The sequence below is a fragment of the Ensifer sp. B1-9 genome, assembly GCF_050474445.1.
In the GTDB taxonomy this organism is placed as follows: domain Bacteria; phylum Pseudomonadota; class Alphaproteobacteria; order Rhizobiales; family Rhizobiaceae; genus Ensifer.
In genome coordinates this window covers 446,080-463,669 of record NZ_JBCHVG010000003.1, presented here as the reverse complement: position 1 = coordinate 463,669, position 17,590 = coordinate 446,080, and the positions used below count along the sequence as shown (strand labels likewise).

14 protein-coding genes and 2 pseudogenes are annotated in these 17,590 nt (G+C 60.0%); 3 read left to right on the top strand and 13 right to left on the bottom strand.

The window, feature by feature from the left end; all coding sequences use genetic code 11:
• Window positions 1-188, bottom strand: a pseudogene (locus tag ACQ5BM_RS07870) (flagellar biosynthesis protein FlgA); the annotation flags it as partial.
• A gap of 446 nt (window positions 189-634) precedes the next feature.
• Between ACQ5BM_RS07870 and ACQ5BM_RS07865 the strand changes: the two are divergent.
• Window positions 635-898, top strand: coding sequence for a hypothetical protein (locus ACQ5BM_RS07865; protein WP_429809821.1), 264 nt, complete (start codon window positions 635-637; stop codon window positions 896-898).
• A 95-nt stretch (window positions 899-993) separates the two neighbouring features.
• Here the strand turns inward: ACQ5BM_RS07865 and ACQ5BM_RS07860 are convergent, their stop codons facing one another.
• Window positions 994-1,377 carry a hypothetical protein gene (locus tag ACQ5BM_RS07860; RefSeq protein ID WP_429809819.1) on the bottom strand — a complete coding sequence of 128 codons (384 nt, stop codon included), beginning with the start codon at window positions 1,375-1,377 and terminating at the stop codon, window positions 994-996.
• A gap of 91 nt (window positions 1,378-1,468) precedes the next feature.
• Window positions 1,469-2,173, bottom strand: a complete 705-nt coding sequence (locus ACQ5BM_RS07855; RefSeq protein ID WP_429809817.1) for a hypothetical protein — start codon at window positions 2,171-2,173, stop codon at window positions 1,469-1,471.
• A gap of 401 nt (window positions 2,174-2,574) precedes the next feature.
• Here ACQ5BM_RS07855 and ACQ5BM_RS07850 point away from each other — a divergent pair, with 401 nt between their 5' ends.
• Window positions 2,575-3,015, top strand: coding sequence for a hypothetical protein (locus ACQ5BM_RS07850; protein ID WP_429809816.1), 441 nt, complete (start codon window positions 2,575-2,577; stop codon window positions 3,013-3,015).
• A 166-nt stretch (window positions 3,016-3,181) separates the two neighbouring features.
• Here ACQ5BM_RS07850 and ACQ5BM_RS07845 read toward each other — a convergent pair whose 3' ends face one another.
• The gene (locus ACQ5BM_RS07845; RefSeq protein WP_429809815.1) at window positions 3,182-3,370 is read right to left on the bottom strand and encodes a hypothetical protein; all 189 of its coding nucleotides are present in this window, start codon (window positions 3,368-3,370) and stop codon (window positions 3,182-3,184) included.
• Between the two features lie 1,185 nt (window positions 3,371-4,555).
• Window positions 4,556-4,942 carry an N-6 DNA methylase gene (locus ACQ5BM_RS07840; protein WP_429809813.1) on the bottom strand — a complete coding sequence of 129 codons (387 nt, stop codon included), beginning with the start codon at window positions 4,940-4,942 and terminating at the stop codon, window positions 4,556-4,558.
• An 804-nt stretch (window positions 4,943-5,746) separates the two neighbouring features.
• Between ACQ5BM_RS07840 and ACQ5BM_RS07835 the strand changes: the two genes are divergently transcribed.
• On the top strand, window positions 5,747-6,760 hold the full coding sequence (locus tag ACQ5BM_RS07835; RefSeq protein WP_429809812.1) for a GSU2403 family nucleotidyltransferase fold protein: 1,014 nt from the start codon (window positions 5,747-5,749) through the stop codon (window positions 6,758-6,760).
• Between the two features lie 615 nt (window positions 6,761-7,375).
• Here ACQ5BM_RS07835 and ACQ5BM_RS07830 read toward each other — a convergent pair.
• From ACQ5BM_RS07830 to ACQ5BM_RS07795, 8 genes and pseudogenes are all read right to left on the bottom strand, one after another.
• Complete coding sequence (locus tag ACQ5BM_RS07830) at window positions 7,376-7,732, bottom strand: SPW repeat protein (protein WP_429809811.1); 357 nt, start codon at window positions 7,730-7,732, stop codon at window positions 7,376-7,378.
• A gap of 205 nt (window positions 7,733-7,937) precedes the next feature.
• The gene (gene ggt / locus ACQ5BM_RS07825) at window positions 7,938-9,677 is read right to left on the bottom strand and encodes a gamma-glutamyltransferase (protein WP_429809809.1); all 1,740 of its coding nucleotides are present in this window, start codon (window positions 9,675-9,677) and stop codon (window positions 7,938-7,940) included.
• A 257-nt stretch (window positions 9,678-9,934) separates the two neighbouring features.
• Window positions 9,935-11,548 carry a GMC family oxidoreductase gene (locus ACQ5BM_RS07820; protein WP_429809807.1) on the bottom strand — a complete coding sequence of 538 codons (1,614 nt, stop codon included), beginning with the start codon at window positions 11,546-11,548 and terminating at the stop codon, window positions 9,935-9,937.
• A gap of 21 nt (window positions 11,549-11,569) precedes the next feature.
• A complete protein-coding gene (locus ACQ5BM_RS07815; RefSeq protein WP_429809805.1) occupies window positions 11,570-12,787 on the bottom strand; it encodes a mandelate racemase/muconate lactonizing enzyme family protein in 1,218 nt (405 codons plus the stop codon).
• A 178-nt stretch (window positions 12,788-12,965) separates the two neighbouring features.
• On the bottom strand, window positions 12,966-14,390 hold the full coding sequence (gene aldA, locus ACQ5BM_RS07810) for an aldehyde dehydrogenase (protein WP_429809803.1): 1,425 nt from the start codon (window positions 14,388-14,390) through the stop codon (window positions 12,966-12,968).
• A 195-nt stretch (window positions 14,391-14,585) separates the two neighbouring features.
• Complete coding sequence (locus ACQ5BM_RS07805) at window positions 14,586-15,464, bottom strand: LysR substrate-binding domain-containing protein (protein ID WP_429809801.1); 879 nt, start codon at window positions 15,462-15,464, stop codon at window positions 14,586-14,588.
• Between the two features lie 275 nt (window positions 15,465-15,739).
• Entirely contained in the window at window positions 15,740-16,951 is a 1,212-nt protein-coding gene (locus tag ACQ5BM_RS07800) for a beta-N-acetylhexosaminidase (RefSeq protein WP_429809849.1), read from the bottom strand.
• A gap of 102 nt (window positions 16,952-17,053) precedes the next feature.
• Window positions 17,054-17,419, bottom strand: a pseudogene (locus ACQ5BM_RS07795) (beta-N-acetylhexosaminidase); the annotation flags it as partial.
• Between the last annotated feature and the right edge of the window lie 171 nt (window positions 17,420-17,590).

Below are 17,590 nucleotides of genomic sequence, written 5' to 3'. Positions count from 1 at the left end.
CAGCCGACGCGCTCCATGGATTCACGCGCCTTGCCAACATTGAGGTCGGCCACGGCCACCATGTGCAAGCCACTTATACGTTGGGCTTGCGCCAGGACCATCGAACCGAACTTGCCGGCACCAATCAACGCCACTCGGACAGGACGGCCATTGGATGCGCGTATGGAAAGAAGGGCAGAAAGATTCATCGACAATTTCCTCAGCTTAGGGATCATTATGAGTTGTGTCCCGCCGAGGTCCGCGCATCGTCGATCAGTCGGAGAAGCCTTTAGCTCCACCAGTCCCAGCCGTTCGAATATGCTATCGTTCCTCCACGGAAGGCGGTCGAGGCGCCACTCCTAGCCGCCTCCCGAGCAGCTCGAATGGCAAGGTAGGACCGTTGAGAACTTAGCTCAATTTAGAAAGTCGAACGCTTCTGTTAGATTTTCTAAAATTTTCGTAGCTTTCTTTCCCGCTCCGCGCGTCCGCGCGGTCGGCCCACCAAGTCCAGGCGCTGAATCACAGCGCAAAGGTTTAAAGGTTCCCGTCGTTTCCGGGCGGTCCTGACGGAGGAGCATTTCCTCGGAGAGTTCGGTCTTGTTCGCTGCAGCTGCGAGCTGCCGACGTGCCCTCAGCAGACGGGATCAGACGCATTGTGGAGCGACTGGTTACCCAGGACATTGCCAGCCTTTACGAATTCGATGAGTGGATGGCGAACGTTGACCGCCATCACGGCAACCTCCTTCTTGCTGGCTCGGGTGACATGTGGCTCATCGATCACGGCAATTATATTACCGGCCATATGTGGAGCAAAGAGAAGCTGGACGCAGCCGCTAGCTGGCATTCTCTCCTCAAGAACGTTGCCCAATGCGATGCGCTGGGGTGGGCCGCCCGGTTAGACTTGACGGACCCGCAGTGATTTCTCCACCACGGCACATCTGGGGCCAAAGGCCAACTTATGTCGTCGACATTAGCCTGGCCGTCCGCGGCGATCCCGGAGCAAGCTCGAGCTGACTACGCGTCACCAATCAGAAACTTGCCGATCGTCAGAAATGCGAGAGCTGTTATGCGAGGAGAGTATTCGTCCCGGAAAGAGAAGGTCGCCTCAAACTCTTCCAGGTCCCGATCGTCCTTCTCTCTGTCTTCGACCGAGAGGGAACCATAAACGGAATCTGACATTTCCAACGCATCCCACTTAATAGCGTCGAAGTAAGAGTATAAATTTCCGTCCTCCGGAACTGGTCTCTCAGCGGTGTACCCGAGGCGCTGGATCTCAGCCGCGAGAATTGTCCATGCTGAGGCAGCCGCCCTCATCGCATCAAGGAGGACCGTACCGGGGCTGTCATCAAGGCGTTCGCTTAGGTTCGTATTCCCCATAACTCTGTGTTTGGACTGCATCCGCAGGCTCCCCAGCGTCGATTAATTGAATTGTGAGGCGACCGCCGTATCGGGGCAAGCAGGCAGGTCAAACTGCCGCTTGGCCTAGCGCCTAGTCCGAAAGCAGCCGATAGCACGCTCCGCGCCCGTCAACGGTCCAGTCGCCCCCGTAGCGGCGGCCTGCGCCCCTATTGAGCGACAGGAATACCGCTCCGTAGGCCTTTTCCGCCTCGCCGGCGAATACGACGGGCGTGATTTCGCCGAGCTTTCCATTGTTGCGACTTTGCGTGTAAAAAATGGGACCGCCGATAACTTCCAGGCGCTCGGATAGCGTTATACGATCTGGGAGGTTTTCGTAGCGCTCTACCAGCGAATACCCGGAAAGCCCGAACCGTGACCCGCGGAGCGCCCACTGGACATTTTGCCTCCAGTTCACGTCCCAACCCCGTAGCGCAACCTTGTTAGCGGCCTCGATGAGGATCATCAGACCGCGCATGAGATTTGGCAAATCCTGCGGCCGCCGAGCTTTTCGTACCAGTCCGTCGAACGCGTTTAATCCGTCCACATACGCCTGATAGACATCAACGAAGCAAGCCTTCGGCCACCAACGTCTGCGAGACGATACGAGCGGCCGAAACCTGATTTCCGTTGAAGGCAGGTACTCCTGACTTAGCGAGCTTATCGCATCATCAAGCAGCTCTTCCGCCGCTTCCTCCCTTGCGAAACGAAACACCTCCGACTGGTAAAAACCCACACTTTCATCGTTGCATTCCAAATCCGGAAAGTTATTCTCATTCACAAACAACATCACTTTCATAACCTACACTATTACTGCATTTTTAATATCATCAGCCCGGATCTATACCAAGTCAACTGGGGGCAATACGATTCACAAGACCAGAAACAACCATATTTATATTCGCCTCGTCACCGGAAGCTGGAATTTACAAGAAAACTCAAAATTTAGCGGTTTTCGGCATACTTCGTTTGCCACACTTGTAGATCCGCGACTTGCGACCCTTAAATTGGCGTCGGAAGCACCGGCAAGCCCCTATGCAATCACAATTCTGAAAAGTAGGAACGGCGGGCAAGATTTGGAGAGTGACGAGGCATGCCCTTTAACCAGACCTACCAACGGCAGCTCATATGCCGCGAGCACGAAGCTCGCGCATCGGAACGACGCCGCCGGTCAGTAGCGTCCGCAATAAAGGGACCAGCATGCCTATCCATCCTACGGCCTCTGAACTCAATAATCTGTGGGCGAACTCCTACGGAGTAATCAACCGCGAGCTCGCGCCGTCGTACCAGGCGTTCATCTTCGCCCTCTACCATGAACATGTCACCGCGCCCGGCGGATACCTCGACGGGAAAGCGTTCGTCGTCGATCGCGACGGATTCCATCTCGCTACCGTTCCAGCTCGCAACTACTCGCGCAATGCGGTAGTAGTGCCGCTAGCCCCTGGTCTGCCTGCCGCGAGCGCAATCGGCGTGATTGGCATTCCCTTCGAGTGCGAGGCGCTTGAGTTCGCCTACTTCATGATCAAGGCCCATGGCGACACTCGCATGCCGTCTCGCCATCACCGCCAAATCGAGCAGGCTGTGCGCGACTTCGTAAAGCTTGCACGGGCCTACGAGGGCGCCTTGCCCAAGGTTTGCTGAAGCCTCAAAGCCCCGGAGTCTCTCTGTTGCATCGGGGCTTTGGCCAAAGGCGCTCGTAGATTCTGACGCGAGGCGCTTCATCGGCGGCCTCAACGCGGTTCTTGAGTTTGCTTATCTAATTGACCCCACAAACCTCTGTTTGAAGCCATTATCACTGAAGCCATCATCATCCCTCTCGCGATAACTTCAGAAGACGCTGTGCATTGGTGGCGGAGTGCGCTTCGTTGCGAGCCACATGAAAAATACTGTCCTCTTGATAGGTGAAGTTCCGGCCGAGCAGTTCCGATGCCACATAGGCGATCAGCCCACCGTCGGTGTTCGGGTCCGTCAGCATTTCGCGGATGCGGTCCAGCAATCCCTCATCGTTTTGTAATCGACGTAAATCGATCCCGCGATTATCTTTTGAAATAGCGGAGGCGCTTCAGCAAGGTGCTTGAGGATTTCATCAACGAGGTCACCCAAGTACATATACTCTTCCGCCGAAAGGGCTCGAAGATCGTCAATTTGATCAAAGTACTTATCGTTCAACGGGTTCACTCCAAAACTGTCCTTAACGTCTCGCGAAACGCGCCATATGCCGACCACTGTCATGCCGCCAGCCCATCGGCCGGCTAACGCGACAGTGCAAAAGTCCTACTCTCCTGCGACAATGGTTCCCCGGATATCCGAGCCATGGCAAGCCGCGAGCGCTAAGGGCTAGAACGAACGCCGAGATAGCGGCCAGAATTGGCTGACCCAGAGCAGTCGGCGAGCTCTAGCGGTAGGGGAAAAAATACAAGCATGAACCCGTTATTTCGTCCGCAACGCAGCGCTTGCGCGTTCAGAGCATTTCAACGCGTTGGATTAGCTCGCACGGGAAACCTCGTGATATACGGCACCAGAGATCATTTTCGCCCTAAACTTCGCCTCGGATACATTACGGGCCAGCACAGCGTCAAACATGGGTTCAAGATCATCGCGGCAGCGCTGCATCCTAAAGACCACCGCGACGTTTTCCGAAGTTGCCTTTGTATCAAGTAGGCCGAGGTCGGCGCACATTGCGCTTGACTTAATCCGGCCCGCACGTCTGCGAAACTTGATGCCTGTTTCAGATACTTCGATCATCTGAACTGACTGCACCGGAAGCTCGTTTACGTGTTTGCAAAACGCGTCTACTGCCGCGCGTGCCTCGGGACTCGAGACAGGTTGCGGAAGCGGAGGCGGAGGTGGAGCGAACTGAAGCGTATATCCGCCAAGACGAATGGTACGAGACTTTTTCAAAACGAGCGTTCCTTCAAAAGGGCTTATACCTATTATCGTCGTTCGGGGTTTCGTCGGCCGCAAGCTCAATCTCGTTGTCCGCTGATAAACGCAAAAAACTCGTTAATGGAACGCGAGTTTCCGAATTAAGGTCGAGAACGGCGCCGGCAAGAGCCCAAGCGCCCCAATCGATTTGTATCCAGTGGCGATCACGATTATTCCCGCTACATTGGCTCTTGCAGCGAATACCTGATCTGTTCGGCAAGGCGCGCCCGGCCGGAGGTGAAACGTATTGAGATGACTAAACCAACTGCCCAGGAAGCACCGCTCGCCAGGAGGTGGCCACAAAAAACGGAGGGGAAGAGTTGTAGTCCCTAATCGCATCGGCATTGTGAGCCACCAGCCGCTTCAACTGAGCTTCATGCCGAATGGAGTGGAACATAATCTGGACGGTGGCAATGCGCACGAGCCGCTGATCTAAGTCATTGATCGAGTAGTCGACGCGCGAAATCCCATCCTTTCCTTGCATCGCGTAGATTTGCCGTAAATCAGCCATCACCAGCGCGCCGATTCCGCATGCCGGTTCGGCTCTGTTCTCTCCCCTCGTTTCGGAAGCACCCAGGAACTTGCTAACTGAATTCGACAAGGCCGTAGGCGTCATGAACTGTCCGAGGTCGCCCTCGAGCAACGCCCCATATTTGTCAGTTACAATGTCTTCACCAAAGTCGTCGCCATCGGCTTCGTCGACGCATTCCAGCTTCCACAGAACGACAAGTGTGCAGCCGAGCTAAATCGCTATCCTCTGCCATCCGCTGACACTAGTTGTTGTCCGGTCGCTGCAATCTCATGGGCGCTGCTCTGCTCAAGCAGAGATCTGGGTTGGGCGCGCCTTGAATATCGCGCTTCAACGTCCGGGGAGTGCTGGAGTGGGGGTCGAGTTTCCGCCGCTTCAGCGGCGTGCGCCGGCCAAGGAGGGCAGCGGAGCCCGAGCCGTATTAAAGGTCGAGTGGCGCGGCACTTACTGGCAAAACGCCTCATCCTCCAAAATCGCAGCGGAACATAAAGCCCTGTTCGCTTCCGCTGAAATTCTTGAGCCATCTGGAGCCAGGCAACCTGTCGAAAAGGGCGGAAAAGCCCCCCCAAAATTACACAATTAATTCAAGGACTTAGAGTGCGGTCAAAATAGCCTGACATTTGGGACATTTCGCGGTGACGCAACCCTGGCTAACCCGATGAAATTGTTAGACCTGCTGGGTCAAACTACGTGTCTTTCTACAGTTGTTGTTCTTATCGACCGTCTTTGGGGCGGCTCTGACATAAACTGGGCGCGCTTCGGCTGCGGATGACAGGAGAACACGCGCCCGCTGGTTGCAATCGGCAAACAGGAACATCAACTACAACCATACAGTGTTGACAACAGAAAATATATCATTGTTTTTATTCCTTTTGTCCTGCAAAATTGTAAAAACTAGAATTTGCAGGACAAAACTTTATGGTTGAAATCGTAACCGTGTACACTGATGAACAGCGGCGTGTTCTCATCAACATCCAGCAACACTATGACGTGTGGCTGGGTGTAGAACGCGCCCTGCTAACGCTCCCTTACGGGATGAAATGGGCAGAACGCTCGGGCAAACAATACCTTTACGAATTGCTCGACAGAACCGGGAACGCGAAAAGTCTCGGGGCCAGGTCTGAGAAAACCGAAGCTGCCTACGAACGGTTCCTCCGCACTAAGGAAGACCTAGAAGGACGACTGCTAGAAAGCCGCAAGAGATTAGCTGAAACCTGCGCACTCTATCGCTCCCTCCTATTACCACAGATACCTTCGGAGGCGGCTAAAATCCTCAGGGAGGCTGACAAGCGCCGAATGCTGGGGGATAAGCTGTTAGTTGTGGGTACAAACGCTATGCCGGCTTACAACATCGAAGCCGGCGGGCGCATAAATGACGCCCCCGATGAGACCGATGACTTCGACATGACCTGGTCGGCGCTTATAAAGGACGAAACCCGCGACGGCGTCATGTCCATGCTGAAGGCAGCCGACAGCACTTATACAGTCAACACAGAGAGAACCTTCCAGGCCAGAAACGCAAAAGCGTTTGAGTTCGAGTTGTTAGCTGCGCCATCTACGGTTTGTAACATGCTCCAAAACGACAAGCCCAGTCCGCTTCCCCTACCAGAGCAGGAATGGTTATTGTTGGGTCGGCATGTGAACCGCGTTGTTGTAGGGCGAGATGGGACGCCGGCTCGGCTCGTCGTTCCCGATCCTCGGTACTTTGCGCTTCAAAAGCTTTGGATGGCCGATCAAGACAAGCGCAACTTTCTAAAACGACCCAAGGATGCGAAGCAAGGCTCCGCAGTGCTCGCCGCGATCGCTGCCTCGATGCCTCATTTTCCCCTGGATGAGCAGTTCGCGCAGTCACTGCCTGCAGAACTCCGTCCGTACTTCGACCAATGGCGGTCTACGTACAACGAAATTCCCGCAAAATCTCCCTCTTGGTGATAATGCAGATTGGTGAGACGGCTCGTCCCATTCTTCAGCCGATCCAGTCTAATCCGTAACCAGCACAAAACCCGCGACCACATCGCATACCCGAACGCGAGAAAAGTCCATCGATACCCGCGAGGATACGATTGAGCGGCTTGTTCCAAGTACCTTTCCGAGGACGAGGTCCTCACGAGCTGTGTCTCGCGCGTAGCGCGAGCTAATGGACGATCGTCGTCCTCGACGGCCGCAAACTTATCAAGAAAGCCGCCCAAATCACGCAAAATATATGACAATTTCAGATACTTACAGCGCGCTTAGGAACGTTTTGCAGAGATGCAGCACGCCGGCTTGCTCGATCGCATTCTGAACCAGATTGGTGATGGCGCGCCTGAAGGACACCGCGGACGAGTCATCGATAGCCAGAGGGGCGTCCCGGCACGACTCGACGAGGTTCACGGGAGCGAGCGACTTTTTTTGAAATCACGCAGATCTGAAAGAAGATCGTTCTGCACGTTTTCAGGAATTGCTTTCAATTCCAGGTGTAGCTGCAAACAAGAGATTGCACCGAATTACGCCGTCTGTTCGCGGCCCGGAGCTGCGGCGCCGGGCCGCGACCTTCGCTGCTCATCATCATGCATGCGCATGCGGGTGCTGCCGTTCGTCCCAGACCGACCAGATCGCGAGCGCAGTCACCAGTGCCCCGAGGACGACATGCGTCCACATGGGAATGGCGCTGGTCGAGAAACCGAGCAGCCAGGGGGAAGCGATCAGCCAGAGCCCGACGATGAGGCTTGCCCATTCCTCCCATTCCGCAAACATGGCCAGTGTTGCGACCGCCAGAACGCCGAGCACGACGGCGGCGGCCCAGGCGTTCCAAGCCGGAACACTCTCGACAACGAAGCCCATGATCCAGGGGGAGATGAACAGGCAGACGGCGAGAACCAGATTGACCCAGTCCTGCGCTTTCTTTCCTTCCATCAGTGCCATGACAACCTCCACGAATGAAGCTTGATCAAAGCGTACGACCGCGTGCGGCGCACGCTCTGGAAACTATAATAAATTCAATCAAAAGCGCTTTCAAATCTTTTTCGCGCGAGTATCCGGTGATCGCACCTGCGAAACCGCGCGGCGAACCGACGATCCGCCGCTTTACCAGGCGGCCTCGTCTTGCCGCCATCGTCTCGCCGAAGCTTTAGTAGCCGCGTGCCGCGCCTGCGCCGATGCGGCTGTCCACCGCGCCGTTGTAGCGCGCGCCGCCGCCGGCCTCGATGTCGGAGAGGCTCTCGCCGCCGACGAGAATGCCGGTCGCCTGCCCCCAGATCGTCCAGCTTTCGTCGATCTGGACGTTGTGGCCCATTGCAGACAGAAGCTTGCGGGTATCGGGCGAGAGGGCATAGGGCTCCATGAAGACCTTGTCCGGCAGCCATTGGTGATGGATGCGCGGCGCGTCGACCGCTTCCTGGATGTTCATGCCATGATCGATGACATTGAGGATCGCCTCGAGCGTGATGGTGATGATGCGGGCGCCTCCGGGGCTGCCGATCACCATGAAGGGTTTGCCATCCTTGGAGATGATCGTCGGGCTCATCGACGACAGCGGCGTCTTGCCGGGAGCGATCGCGTTCGCTTCGCCCTGGACGAGCCCGTAGAGATTGGGCACGCCGGGCTTGGCGGTGAAGTCGTCCATCTCGTTGTTGAGCAGGATGCCGGTCCCAGGCGCCACCACGCCGGCGCCGAAGGAGCCGTTCAATGTATAGGTGACGGCGACGGCATTGCCCTCGTCGTCGATGATCGAATAGTGGGTCGTCTCCTTGCTTTCGCCGAAGCCCTTGGGAATCAGCGTCGCGGAGACGCCGGCACGGAACGGATCAATCTTGGTGCGGATTTCCTTCGCATAGGCCTTGTCGGTGAGCTTGGCGACCGGGTTTTCGACGAAATCCGGATCGCCGAGCGACGTGTTGCGGTCGACATAGGCGTGGCGCATCGCCTCGATCATCGCGTGAACCGTGTCCGCGGCGCCGTAACCCATATAGGAAAGCGGGTAGCCTTCGAGAATGTTGAGGATTTCGCAGATGATGACGCCGCCGGAGGACGGCGGCGGCGAGGAAACGATGTCGTAACCGCGATAGTTGCACTTGACCGGCTCCAACTCGCGCACCGCATAGCGTTCGAAGTCTGCTTTCGCCAGAATGCCGCCCTTCTCGGCACTGGCCTTGACGATCGCATCCGCGATCGCGCCCTTGTAGAAGGCGTCGGTTCCCTTTTCCGCGATGCTGGACAGAGACGCCGCAAGATCTGTCTGAACCAGCTTCTCACCGACCACGAAGGGTTTGCCGTCCTTGAGGAAGATCGCGGCCGCCGCCGGATCCTTGGCGAGCCTATCGGTCTCGCCGTCGAAGGAGTTGATATCGCCTTGCTCCAGCACAAAGCCGTCCTTGGCAAGCGCGATCGCAGGCGCGATCAGTTCGGCCAGCGGCTTCGAGCCATAGCGGCTGCGGGCCACTTCGAAGCCCATGACCGGCCCCGGCACGCCGACGGCAAGATAGCCCTCGGTGCTGAGCCCTTTGACGACATCTCCCTTGTCATCGAGATACATGGTCTTGGTCGCCGCCTGTGGCGCCCGCTCGCGGAAATCGAGGAAGGTCGTCTTGCCGTCCTTGAAGCGGATGGTCATGAAACCACCTCCGCCGATATTACCGGCGGTCGGATAAGTGACGGCAAGCGCGTAGCCGACGGCAACAGCGGCATCCACGGCATTGCCGCCGCTCTTCAACACCGCAACGCCGACATCGGATGCCAGGTGCTGCGCCGTGACAACCATGCCGTGCTCGGCCTTCGCCGGCTCCGGCGAGGCCGCTCGGCCCTCTAATGGTGCCAGGCTCAGCGCAAGAAACAGGGTAACGGGCAGGCTCTTCAAGCGGAAACTCAGCATGCGTCTCTCCCTCGCAGGCGTTGCTCGCAGTGCTTTGCCGACGGCCGCAGTGCGGACGCCCCCCACCGCGCCAAGCGCGGCGGTAACAATCTCTTGGCCAGGCAAGCACTGATTGTGGGCAGCTATGAAGTCAACGGAGTATAGCCACGCTCGATCGGCGATGGCAATTCACTCCTCGCCAATCGCAGCGCTTGCATTCGCGGCCGGCGCGGGGCGGGTTCCCCAGCCAGCGAACGATGGACCATTCGGGCCTCGCGTCAGGCGGCATCCGCCAGGATGAGATCGGCGCCCTTTTCCGCAACCATCATCGTCGGCGCATTGATGTTGCCGGCGGTGATGTTCGGGAAGATCGATGCGTCGACGACGCGCAAGCCCGGAACGCCATGGACCCGCAGGCCGCTGTCGACGACGGAGGTCGCCTGATCCGGCCCCATCGTGCAGGTGCCGCAGAGATGGTAGATCGACCCGGAGTTTTCGCGGAAATAGTCCATCAGGGCCTCATCGCTTTCTACGCGCGGCGCGGGCGAAATCTCTTCAGCGGTCAGCGAAGAGAGCGCCGAAGCCGAGGCTATCCGCCGGACGAGCCGGCTCCCCTGCAATACTTCATCGATGTCGCGGTCGGTCGTCAGATAGTTCGGGCGAATGAGCGGCTTTTGCGTGAGATCGCCGGACGCGATCGAGATGCTGCCGCGGCTTGTCGGCCGGCAGGAATTGAAGCAGATCAGGTAGCCGGGATAGGGCTCGGGCTTCAGGCCCGCTTTCGGATCGTTCGGGATGCGATAGGACAGAGGATTGAAATAGAGCTGGATGTTCGGCCGTTCTTCGTCCGGCCTGCCGCGGAAGAAGCCGCCGGCCTGGTTGACGCTCATCGAGAACGGACCCTTGCCGGTCAGCAGATATTGGAGGCCGAGGCGCATCTGGCCGAGGAGACTGCCGAATTCGTCGTTGAGCGTCGGGATCGTCGCACGATAATAGAAGCTGGCGCAGAGGTGATCCTGCAGGTTCTCGCCGACGGCCGGCAAGTGCCGCCGCGTTTCCATGCCGAGCGAGGAGAGTTTCGCACCATCGCCGATCCCGGAGAGCTGCAGCAGTTGCGGGCTGCCGACCGCGCCGGCGGCGAGAATGACCTCGCGCCCCGCCGTGAAGCGCCGCCGCTCGCCGTTCTGGAGAACATCGACACCGGTCACACGGCCATCGTCCCCAAAGACGAGGCGTTCAGCCTGGGCGTAGCGCTCGATCGTAAGATTCGGCCGCTTCAGCGCCGGCCGAAGGTATTCCGCGCTCGAATGCGAGCGGCGGCCCCTATTGGTATTGACGTCGTAAACGCCGGCCCCCTCGATCGAGGCGCCGTTGAAATCCTCATTCAGAGGCAGCTGCAGCGATCCGCAGCTTTGGAGAAACGCGTCGGTGATCGGGTGCGTCATACCGCGCATCGGCGTAATGTGGATCGGGCCTTCGCCGCCATGCCATTCGGATGATCCGCGCGCATGGGTTTCGAGCCGGCGGAAATAGGGCAGCACGTCGTCATAACCCCAGCCCGCGTTGCCGGCATTTTTCCAATCGTCGAAATCGTCGCGCGCGCCGCGCACGTAGATCATCGCGTTGATCGATCCGGAACCACCCTGGACCTTGCCGCGCGGCACGTAGATGCGGCGATCCTGCAACTCGCCCTCCGGCTCGCTCGAATACATCCAGTTGACCCGCGGATTGTAATAGCTGCGGGCATAGCCGACGGGGATCTTGAACCAGAAGGAATTGTCGTTGCCGCCCGCCTCGATCAAAAGAACACGGTGCCGGCCGTTCTCGCTGAGGCGACTCGCCAGGATGCAACCTGCCGACCCGGCGCCGACGACGATGTAATCGTGGATCATCTCCAAGTCCTATCGTCGAAGTTATCCGCGCGCCGGTGCAAAGGCCTTCACGTCGGCCGGCCGGCTGTCCATCTGCAGGTGCAGACGCTCGCCAGTATAGGGCGTGTGTTTTTCGACAACCTCCAGATCGAGTTCGATGCCGAGCCCCGGCTCGCGCGAGGGGATCAGATAGCCATCGTCGAAGGCGAGCTTGGTCGTCAGCACCTCCGCATGGAAACCGGAGAAATCGAGGATCGCCTCGTGGATCAGGAAATTCGGCGTCGCGGCCGAGAGTTGGATGCTCGCCGCGGCGCCCACCGGACCGTTGTAGAGATGCGGGGCGATCTGGGCGTAATAGGCCTCGGCCATGCCGGCGATCTTCTTCGCCTCCAGCAGGCCGCCGACGCGTGCGACGTTCATCTGCAGGATCGACGCCGCCTTGAGCTCAAGCACGCGTTGGAATTCGTACTTTGTCGTCAGGCGTTCGCCGGTCGAAATGGGAATCGGGGTTGCGCGTGCCACTTCGGCCATGGCCACTTCCTGTCCCGGAGGAACGGGCTCCTCGAACCAGAGCGGGTCATATTTTTCCAGGCGCCGCGCCAGCCGGATGGCCGAGGACGGCACCATCTGGCCGTGGGTCCCGAAGAGGAGATCCGCACTGCTGCCGACCGCGTCGCGGATCTTGCGGCAGAACTCCTCGCAGCGATCCATCACGCCGAGCGAAAGCTGATGACCGGAATAGCTGGTGTAGGGACCCGCGGGATCGAACTTGACGGCGGTGAAGCCCATTTCGACCATCTGGACGGCGCATTCGGCCGCAAGATCCGGGTCGTTGAAATCAAACTCGCCGGCGGCGTTCTTCGGATAGAGATAGGTATAGGCGCGGAGCTTCTCGTGCACCGTGCCGCCAATGAGATCCGCGACCGGCCGGCCGGCTGCCTTGCCGATGATGTCCCAGCAAGCGATCTCAAGCCCGGAGACGATGCCCATCATCGTCGGATCAGGGCGCTGGGTGAAGCCGCTCGAATAGGCCGAGCGCCAGAAACGCTCGATCTGATGGGGATCATGGCCGAGCAGATGCCGCTCGAAGACGTCCTCGATCAGCGGTGTCATGGCGCTCGGATGGAACGAGGTCGCATAGATCTCGCCGATGCCCTCGATGCCGCAGGCGGTCGTGAGGCATACGAAGATCCAGTACATTCCGCCCACATGCGGCGGCGGGACGGCGACGGCATAGGTCTTGAGAGACGCGATTTTCATGTGTCATCCCTTTTTCTTGAGGCGGGCCACCAGAACCAGGGTGGCGATTTCGGTTTCAGCGATTGAACTCACAGGCCGTCTCCCCCGCCGGTGGCGGGAGCTCTGCCAACGGCCCGGTATTGATGTCGGTGTCAGAGCAATTCCGGTTTCCGGCCGGACTTGCGCAATCTCGAAAGGTCTAGTGTTTGAGCACCACAAGGCGCGTCTGGGTGAATTCCAGCATGCCGTGTTTGCCGTCGTCGCCGCCCAGACCCGAACGTTTCCAACCGGCGTGGAAACCCTGATAGGGATCGGCCGGGAAGCGGTTGACATAGAGTTCGCCGGCCTCGATCGCCTCGCTGGCGCGCATCACCGTGCGATAGTTCTCGGTGAAGAGCACCGAACTCAGGCCAAACTGATGGTCGCTCGCCTTCGCAAGCGCTTCCTCGAAGGTGGAGTAACGGAGAACGGCGAGCACCGGACCGAAGATCTCTTCGCGGACGATCTCCATCTCCTGGCGACAGCCGGAAATCAGCGTCGGCGGATAGAAATAGCCGTCTCCCTCAGGCAGGTGGCCACCGGTCTCAACGACGCCGCCTTGCGCCCGCGCCTGCTCCACCATGGCGTGAACCCGCTTCTGTGCGGCAGCGTTGGCGAGCGGCCCCATGCGGGTAGCATCCACGGCGCGGTCGCCAAAGGCGCGGCCGGCAAAACCTTCGCGCAGCTTGGCGAGCAGCCGGTCGTGCACGCTTTCGTGCACGTAGAGCCGCTCCGCGCTGGTGCAGACCTGGCCGCAATGGGTGGTCTTGGCAGCGACGATCATCTGCGCGACGGCATCAAGATCCGCGTCCGGCTCGACGATGACGGGCGTCTTGCCGCCCAGTTCGAGCGACGGCTTGGCAATATTTTCCTTGCAGTATTCGAGCACGACACGACCAGCCGGCACGCTTCCCGTCAGCGTGATCATGCCGACACCGGGATGGGTGCAGAGCGTCTTCGCGACGTCGTGCGACATCGTCAGGATGTTGACGAGCCCTTCCGGCAAGCCTGCCTCGACGACGGCCTCGGCAAAGACGAAGGCCGAGGTCGGCGTGTTGTTGCTCGGCCGCACGACAACGGCGTTTCCGACGATGAGCGCCGGTGCGATCTTCCGCACCAGCGTGTAGATCGGATAGTTGAACGGGATCAGGCAGGCGACCACTCCGATCGGCGTGCGCTTGAGGAGAAGCGTTTCGCCTGGATTGTCGCTCTCGATCACCTCACCTTCGATGCGACGGGCCCACTCGGCGTGGTAGCGCATCAGTTCGGCGCCGTAGATCACTTCGGCCGTCGCGTCGGCAAGGCTCTTGCCCGACTCTTTTGCGAGCGCGGCACCAATGTGCTCGGCCCGACTTTCCAGCGCTGCCGCAAGGCGGCGCAGCGCGTCACCGCGCTGGATCGCCGGCAGCGCCGCCCAGGCGCGCTGCGCCTTCGCTGCGGCATCGACCGCCGCCCTCGCCTCGTCGTCCGTTGCCGCCGGCACCGACGCGAAGACCTGGGCTGTTGCCGGATTGCGGACCTCGATCAGGGCCGCGGACGCGCTTTCGATGAAACGACCGCCGGAGAAGTTGCGATAGGGGCCCATGGCATCTCGGAAAGGTTCGCCGCTGTCCGCGCGCCCGTGGCAACGCGGGAAAGCAGATTGGCGGGAGAGCGCATTACGAGCGACGGCCCAGGCTCCCTCCCCGACCGGAACCGTCCCGAAAATTGATGCGACGATGAAGACGAGGGCACAAGCGAGTAATTTTCGATGAGAGCATTCCAAAAAGGAATGCTTGGCTCAGGCGGTTCGCTCAGTCGCGACCTCCGCCAGCAGCCAGGCGCGGAACGCTTGCAGCTTGGGATCGCTTCCGGATTGCGGTCGCGCCACGAACCAGTAGGATTCATGGCCTTCGACCTCGACGTCGAAGAGCTGTACCAATTGTCCCGACTGCAATTGCCCACGCACCATCGAGCGGTCGGCGACGGTGACACCCAGCCCGGCACAAGCCGCCTCGATCGCGAGATCGAGCAGGTCGAACTCGAGGCCGCCGCGCGTGTCGACATCGTGGAAACCCGCCGCATCCAGCCAGTGGCGCCAGGTCAGATAGCGCCGGTCGGGCGAGGCCAGCACATGCAGGAAGGTGAAGCGCTGAAGATCGGTCGGCCCCTCGACTTTCACCCCATCGAGCAGGGAAGGCGCGCACACGACCACATGCCGCTCCGTCATCAGAATGCTCGTATCCAGCATCGGCCACTCGCCGTCGCCAAAGCGGATGGCGCAATCCAAGAGCCCGCGTTCGGCAAGCGTGTCCGTGGCCTCTGTGCTGATACTGACATCCACATCCGGCATGACCTCACGCAATCGAGCGAGACGCGGCAGCAGCCAGCGCTTGGCGAAGGTGGGCGGTACGTTGATCCGTAAGCGATTCTGGTTGCTCTTCTCGGTGATGCTGCGCAGCGAGACTTCGATGCTGTGAAACGCCGCCTGGATCGTCGCCAGCAGTTCGGCACCGGCGGGCGTCAATTCGAGATGATGGTGGCGGCGGATGAGGAGGTCCTCGCCAAGCTCGTCCTCGAGGTTGCGGACCTGCCGGCTGACGGCGCTCTGCGTCAGGTTGAGGCGCTCGGCGGCCCGCGTGAAGCTGCGGGTTTGCCCGACCACTTCGAAGACCTTCATCGCCGACAATCCAGGAAGTCTTCGCATCGCTACTTTAGCCTCGGGACAGGGAGCGCTGGCATCTGCATAGACGCCAACGCGAGATCGACGCGCACTTTTGCGTGCCACGCCTTGGCGCACAAGCAGGAAAATCCAAACGGCCCCGAACCGCCAGAGAGCGCGCTCGGGCGCAACGATCGCAGAACGACGAACGGCTGCCTTCACCGCCGTTCGCTTTTGGATCTCGCTGCCTTTCGGTCTTACCGACAGCGGTGGCCCAGGCGCTGCTTCAACGCCTACTCCGCGGCATAAAAGCCGTAGAGAACCGGCATCAACCCGACCAGTGCTTCGAAGCGCTTGAAGGACTTGCGTTCCGGTCGCGTCCAGCCGGTTTCCGCCAGCGCCGAAAGCCGCGGAAAGACCAGCCGGTCGAAAACGGCGCGGTCGGTCATCGGCTCGGACCAGATGCAGCACTGCACGCCGAGCAGATGTTTCTTCTGCTCGTCGGTCCACCCTTCCACCGGGTCGAAGGTGTAGAGCTTTTCCGGGTCCGACCAGCCGGCCCAGCTACCGCCCGGCTCCGACCAGGCCGGGCTGTTGGCCATGTCGAGATAATAGACCTGGCCGGGGCAGACGACGATGTCGTAGCCTTCCTCGGCAAGGGCCGCCGAAGCCTCGACCGTGCGCCAGCCGAAGAGCAGCGACTTGGCCTTGTCGATGACGTTGCCGTGCGCTGCCTCCTGCCAGCCGCCGGTGACGCAGTCGCGGCTGGCGAGATAGGCCTGGACGCGCGCCAGGAACTCGGCCTGCAGCACCGCCGCACCCGAACCGTCGATTTCATCTGCCCCGTGGGTGTTGGTGACGACGTTCAAGCGCTTGGCGTGCGTATCGGCGACCTCGTCTCCGGCAAGCGCACGAAGCCGCGCGAGCGCCTCCGGCGAACCGGACCAGGCGCCCAACGGCACCTCGTCGGCGCCGACATGGATGGCACGCATCGGAAACAGTTCGATCAGTTCGTCAAAGATCGTCTCCAGAACCCGATAGGTCTCTTCGCGCGCCGGGTTGAGGCAATTGTCGGGGAAGCCCTGCACCGAATAATAGCTTCCAGCTTCTTGCGGGTCACGGAGTTCGGGGATTGCCTGCAGCATCGCATAGGAATGGCCGGGAACATCGATTTCCGGCATCACTTCGATGCCGAGGCTTGATGCCAGCGCCACGATCTCCCGGATCGCCGCCTTCGAATAGTAACCGCCGGTCGGTTGCGGACCGGAACCGAGCAGCGGCGGGATCTTGCGGCCGTGGCCGCGCCAGGCGCCGATCTCGGTCAAGGCCGGATAGGCGTCGATTTCGACGCGCCAGGCCTCGTCATCGGTCAGATGCCAGTGGAAGCGATTGAGCTTGTTCCAGGCCATCAGCCGCAGGAAGCGCCCGACCTCCGCGGTGCTATAGAACTGCCGGGCAACATCGAGATGCGTGCCGCGCCAGACAAGTGCCGGCTCGTCCTTGATCTCCCCACTCGAAGGGAAGAGGAAGGTGCCCGGATGCAGCCGCGCACCGCGCAGGACCTGACCGAGCGTGATCAGACCATAGAGCAAGCCCGTCTCCGTGCTGCCCGAAACCGCAACGCCTGCGGGAGAGAAACGGATCGAATAAGCCTCCGAACCGAGATCGGCCGCCTTCGACACGGCGACGGGGAAACCGCCCTCGGACGCAGATCGAACGATACCCTCGACCGGGAACAGGCTTGCGGTGAGGTCGGCAAAAGCCTTCGCGGCGTGTGCGGCTTCGTCGCCCTCGGGCTTGAGGTCGAGACCGGGAGGCGCAACCACCTGCCCCGAAACGGAAACCGCCTGCGGCCACGGCACGATCGACACAGGAACCGGCGCCACCTTCGGCACCGGATAGACGGCAGCGCCGCGCTTCAGTTCGGCATTGTCGCCATGCGCCCGCGAGGCCAGCACCGCGACTGGCGCCATCGTGCCGTCGGACAGTACCAGGAAGGCGGCATTGGCGCCGTCGGTCCAGTGGCGCGGCTCGAAGCTCATGCCATACGCCTTCAATGTCCAGGTCGCCCCCGGCTTCAGCTCAAAACCTTCCGGCGGCGCGAACTCCGCGTAGTTGGATAGCCGGATCAGAAGCCTGCCACC

Coding starts and splice junctions, on each gene's coding strand:
- ACQ5BM_RS07860 (WP_429809819.1), bottom strand. CDS start 1,377: ATGCAGTCCAAACACAGAGTTATGGGGAATACGAACCTAAGCGAACGC.
- ACQ5BM_RS07855 (WP_429809817.1), bottom strand. CDS start 2,173: ATGAAAGTGATGTTGTTTGTGAATGAGAATAACTTTCCGGATTTGGAA.
- ACQ5BM_RS07850 (WP_429809816.1), top strand. CDS start 2,575: ATGCCTATCCATCCTACGGCCTCTGAACTCAATAATCTGTGGGCGAAC.
- ACQ5BM_RS07835 (WP_429809812.1), top strand. CDS start 5,747: ATGGTTGAAATCGTAACCGTGTACACTGATGAACAGCGGCGTGTTCTC.
- ACQ5BM_RS07830 (WP_429809811.1), bottom strand. CDS start 7,732: ATGGCACTGATGGAAGGAAAGAAAGCGCAGGACTGGGTCAATCTGGTT.
- ggt (WP_429809809.1), bottom strand. CDS start 9,677: ATGCTGAGTTTCCGCTTGAAGAGCCTGCCCGTTACCCTGTTTCTTGCG.
- ACQ5BM_RS07820 (WP_429809807.1), bottom strand. CDS start 11,548: ATGATCCACGATTACATCGTCGTCGGCGCCGGGTCGGCAGGTTGCATC.
- ACQ5BM_RS07815 (WP_429809805.1), bottom strand. CDS start 12,787: ATGAAAATCGCGTCTCTCAAGACCTATGCCGTCGCCGTCCCGCCGCCG.
- aldA (WP_429809803.1), bottom strand. CDS start 14,390: ATGGGCCCCTATCGCAACTTCTCCGGCGGTCGTTTCATCGAAAGCGCG.
- ACQ5BM_RS07805 (WP_429809801.1), bottom strand. CDS start 15,464: ATGAAGGTCTTCGAAGTGGTCGGGCAAACCCGCAGCTTCACGCGGGCC.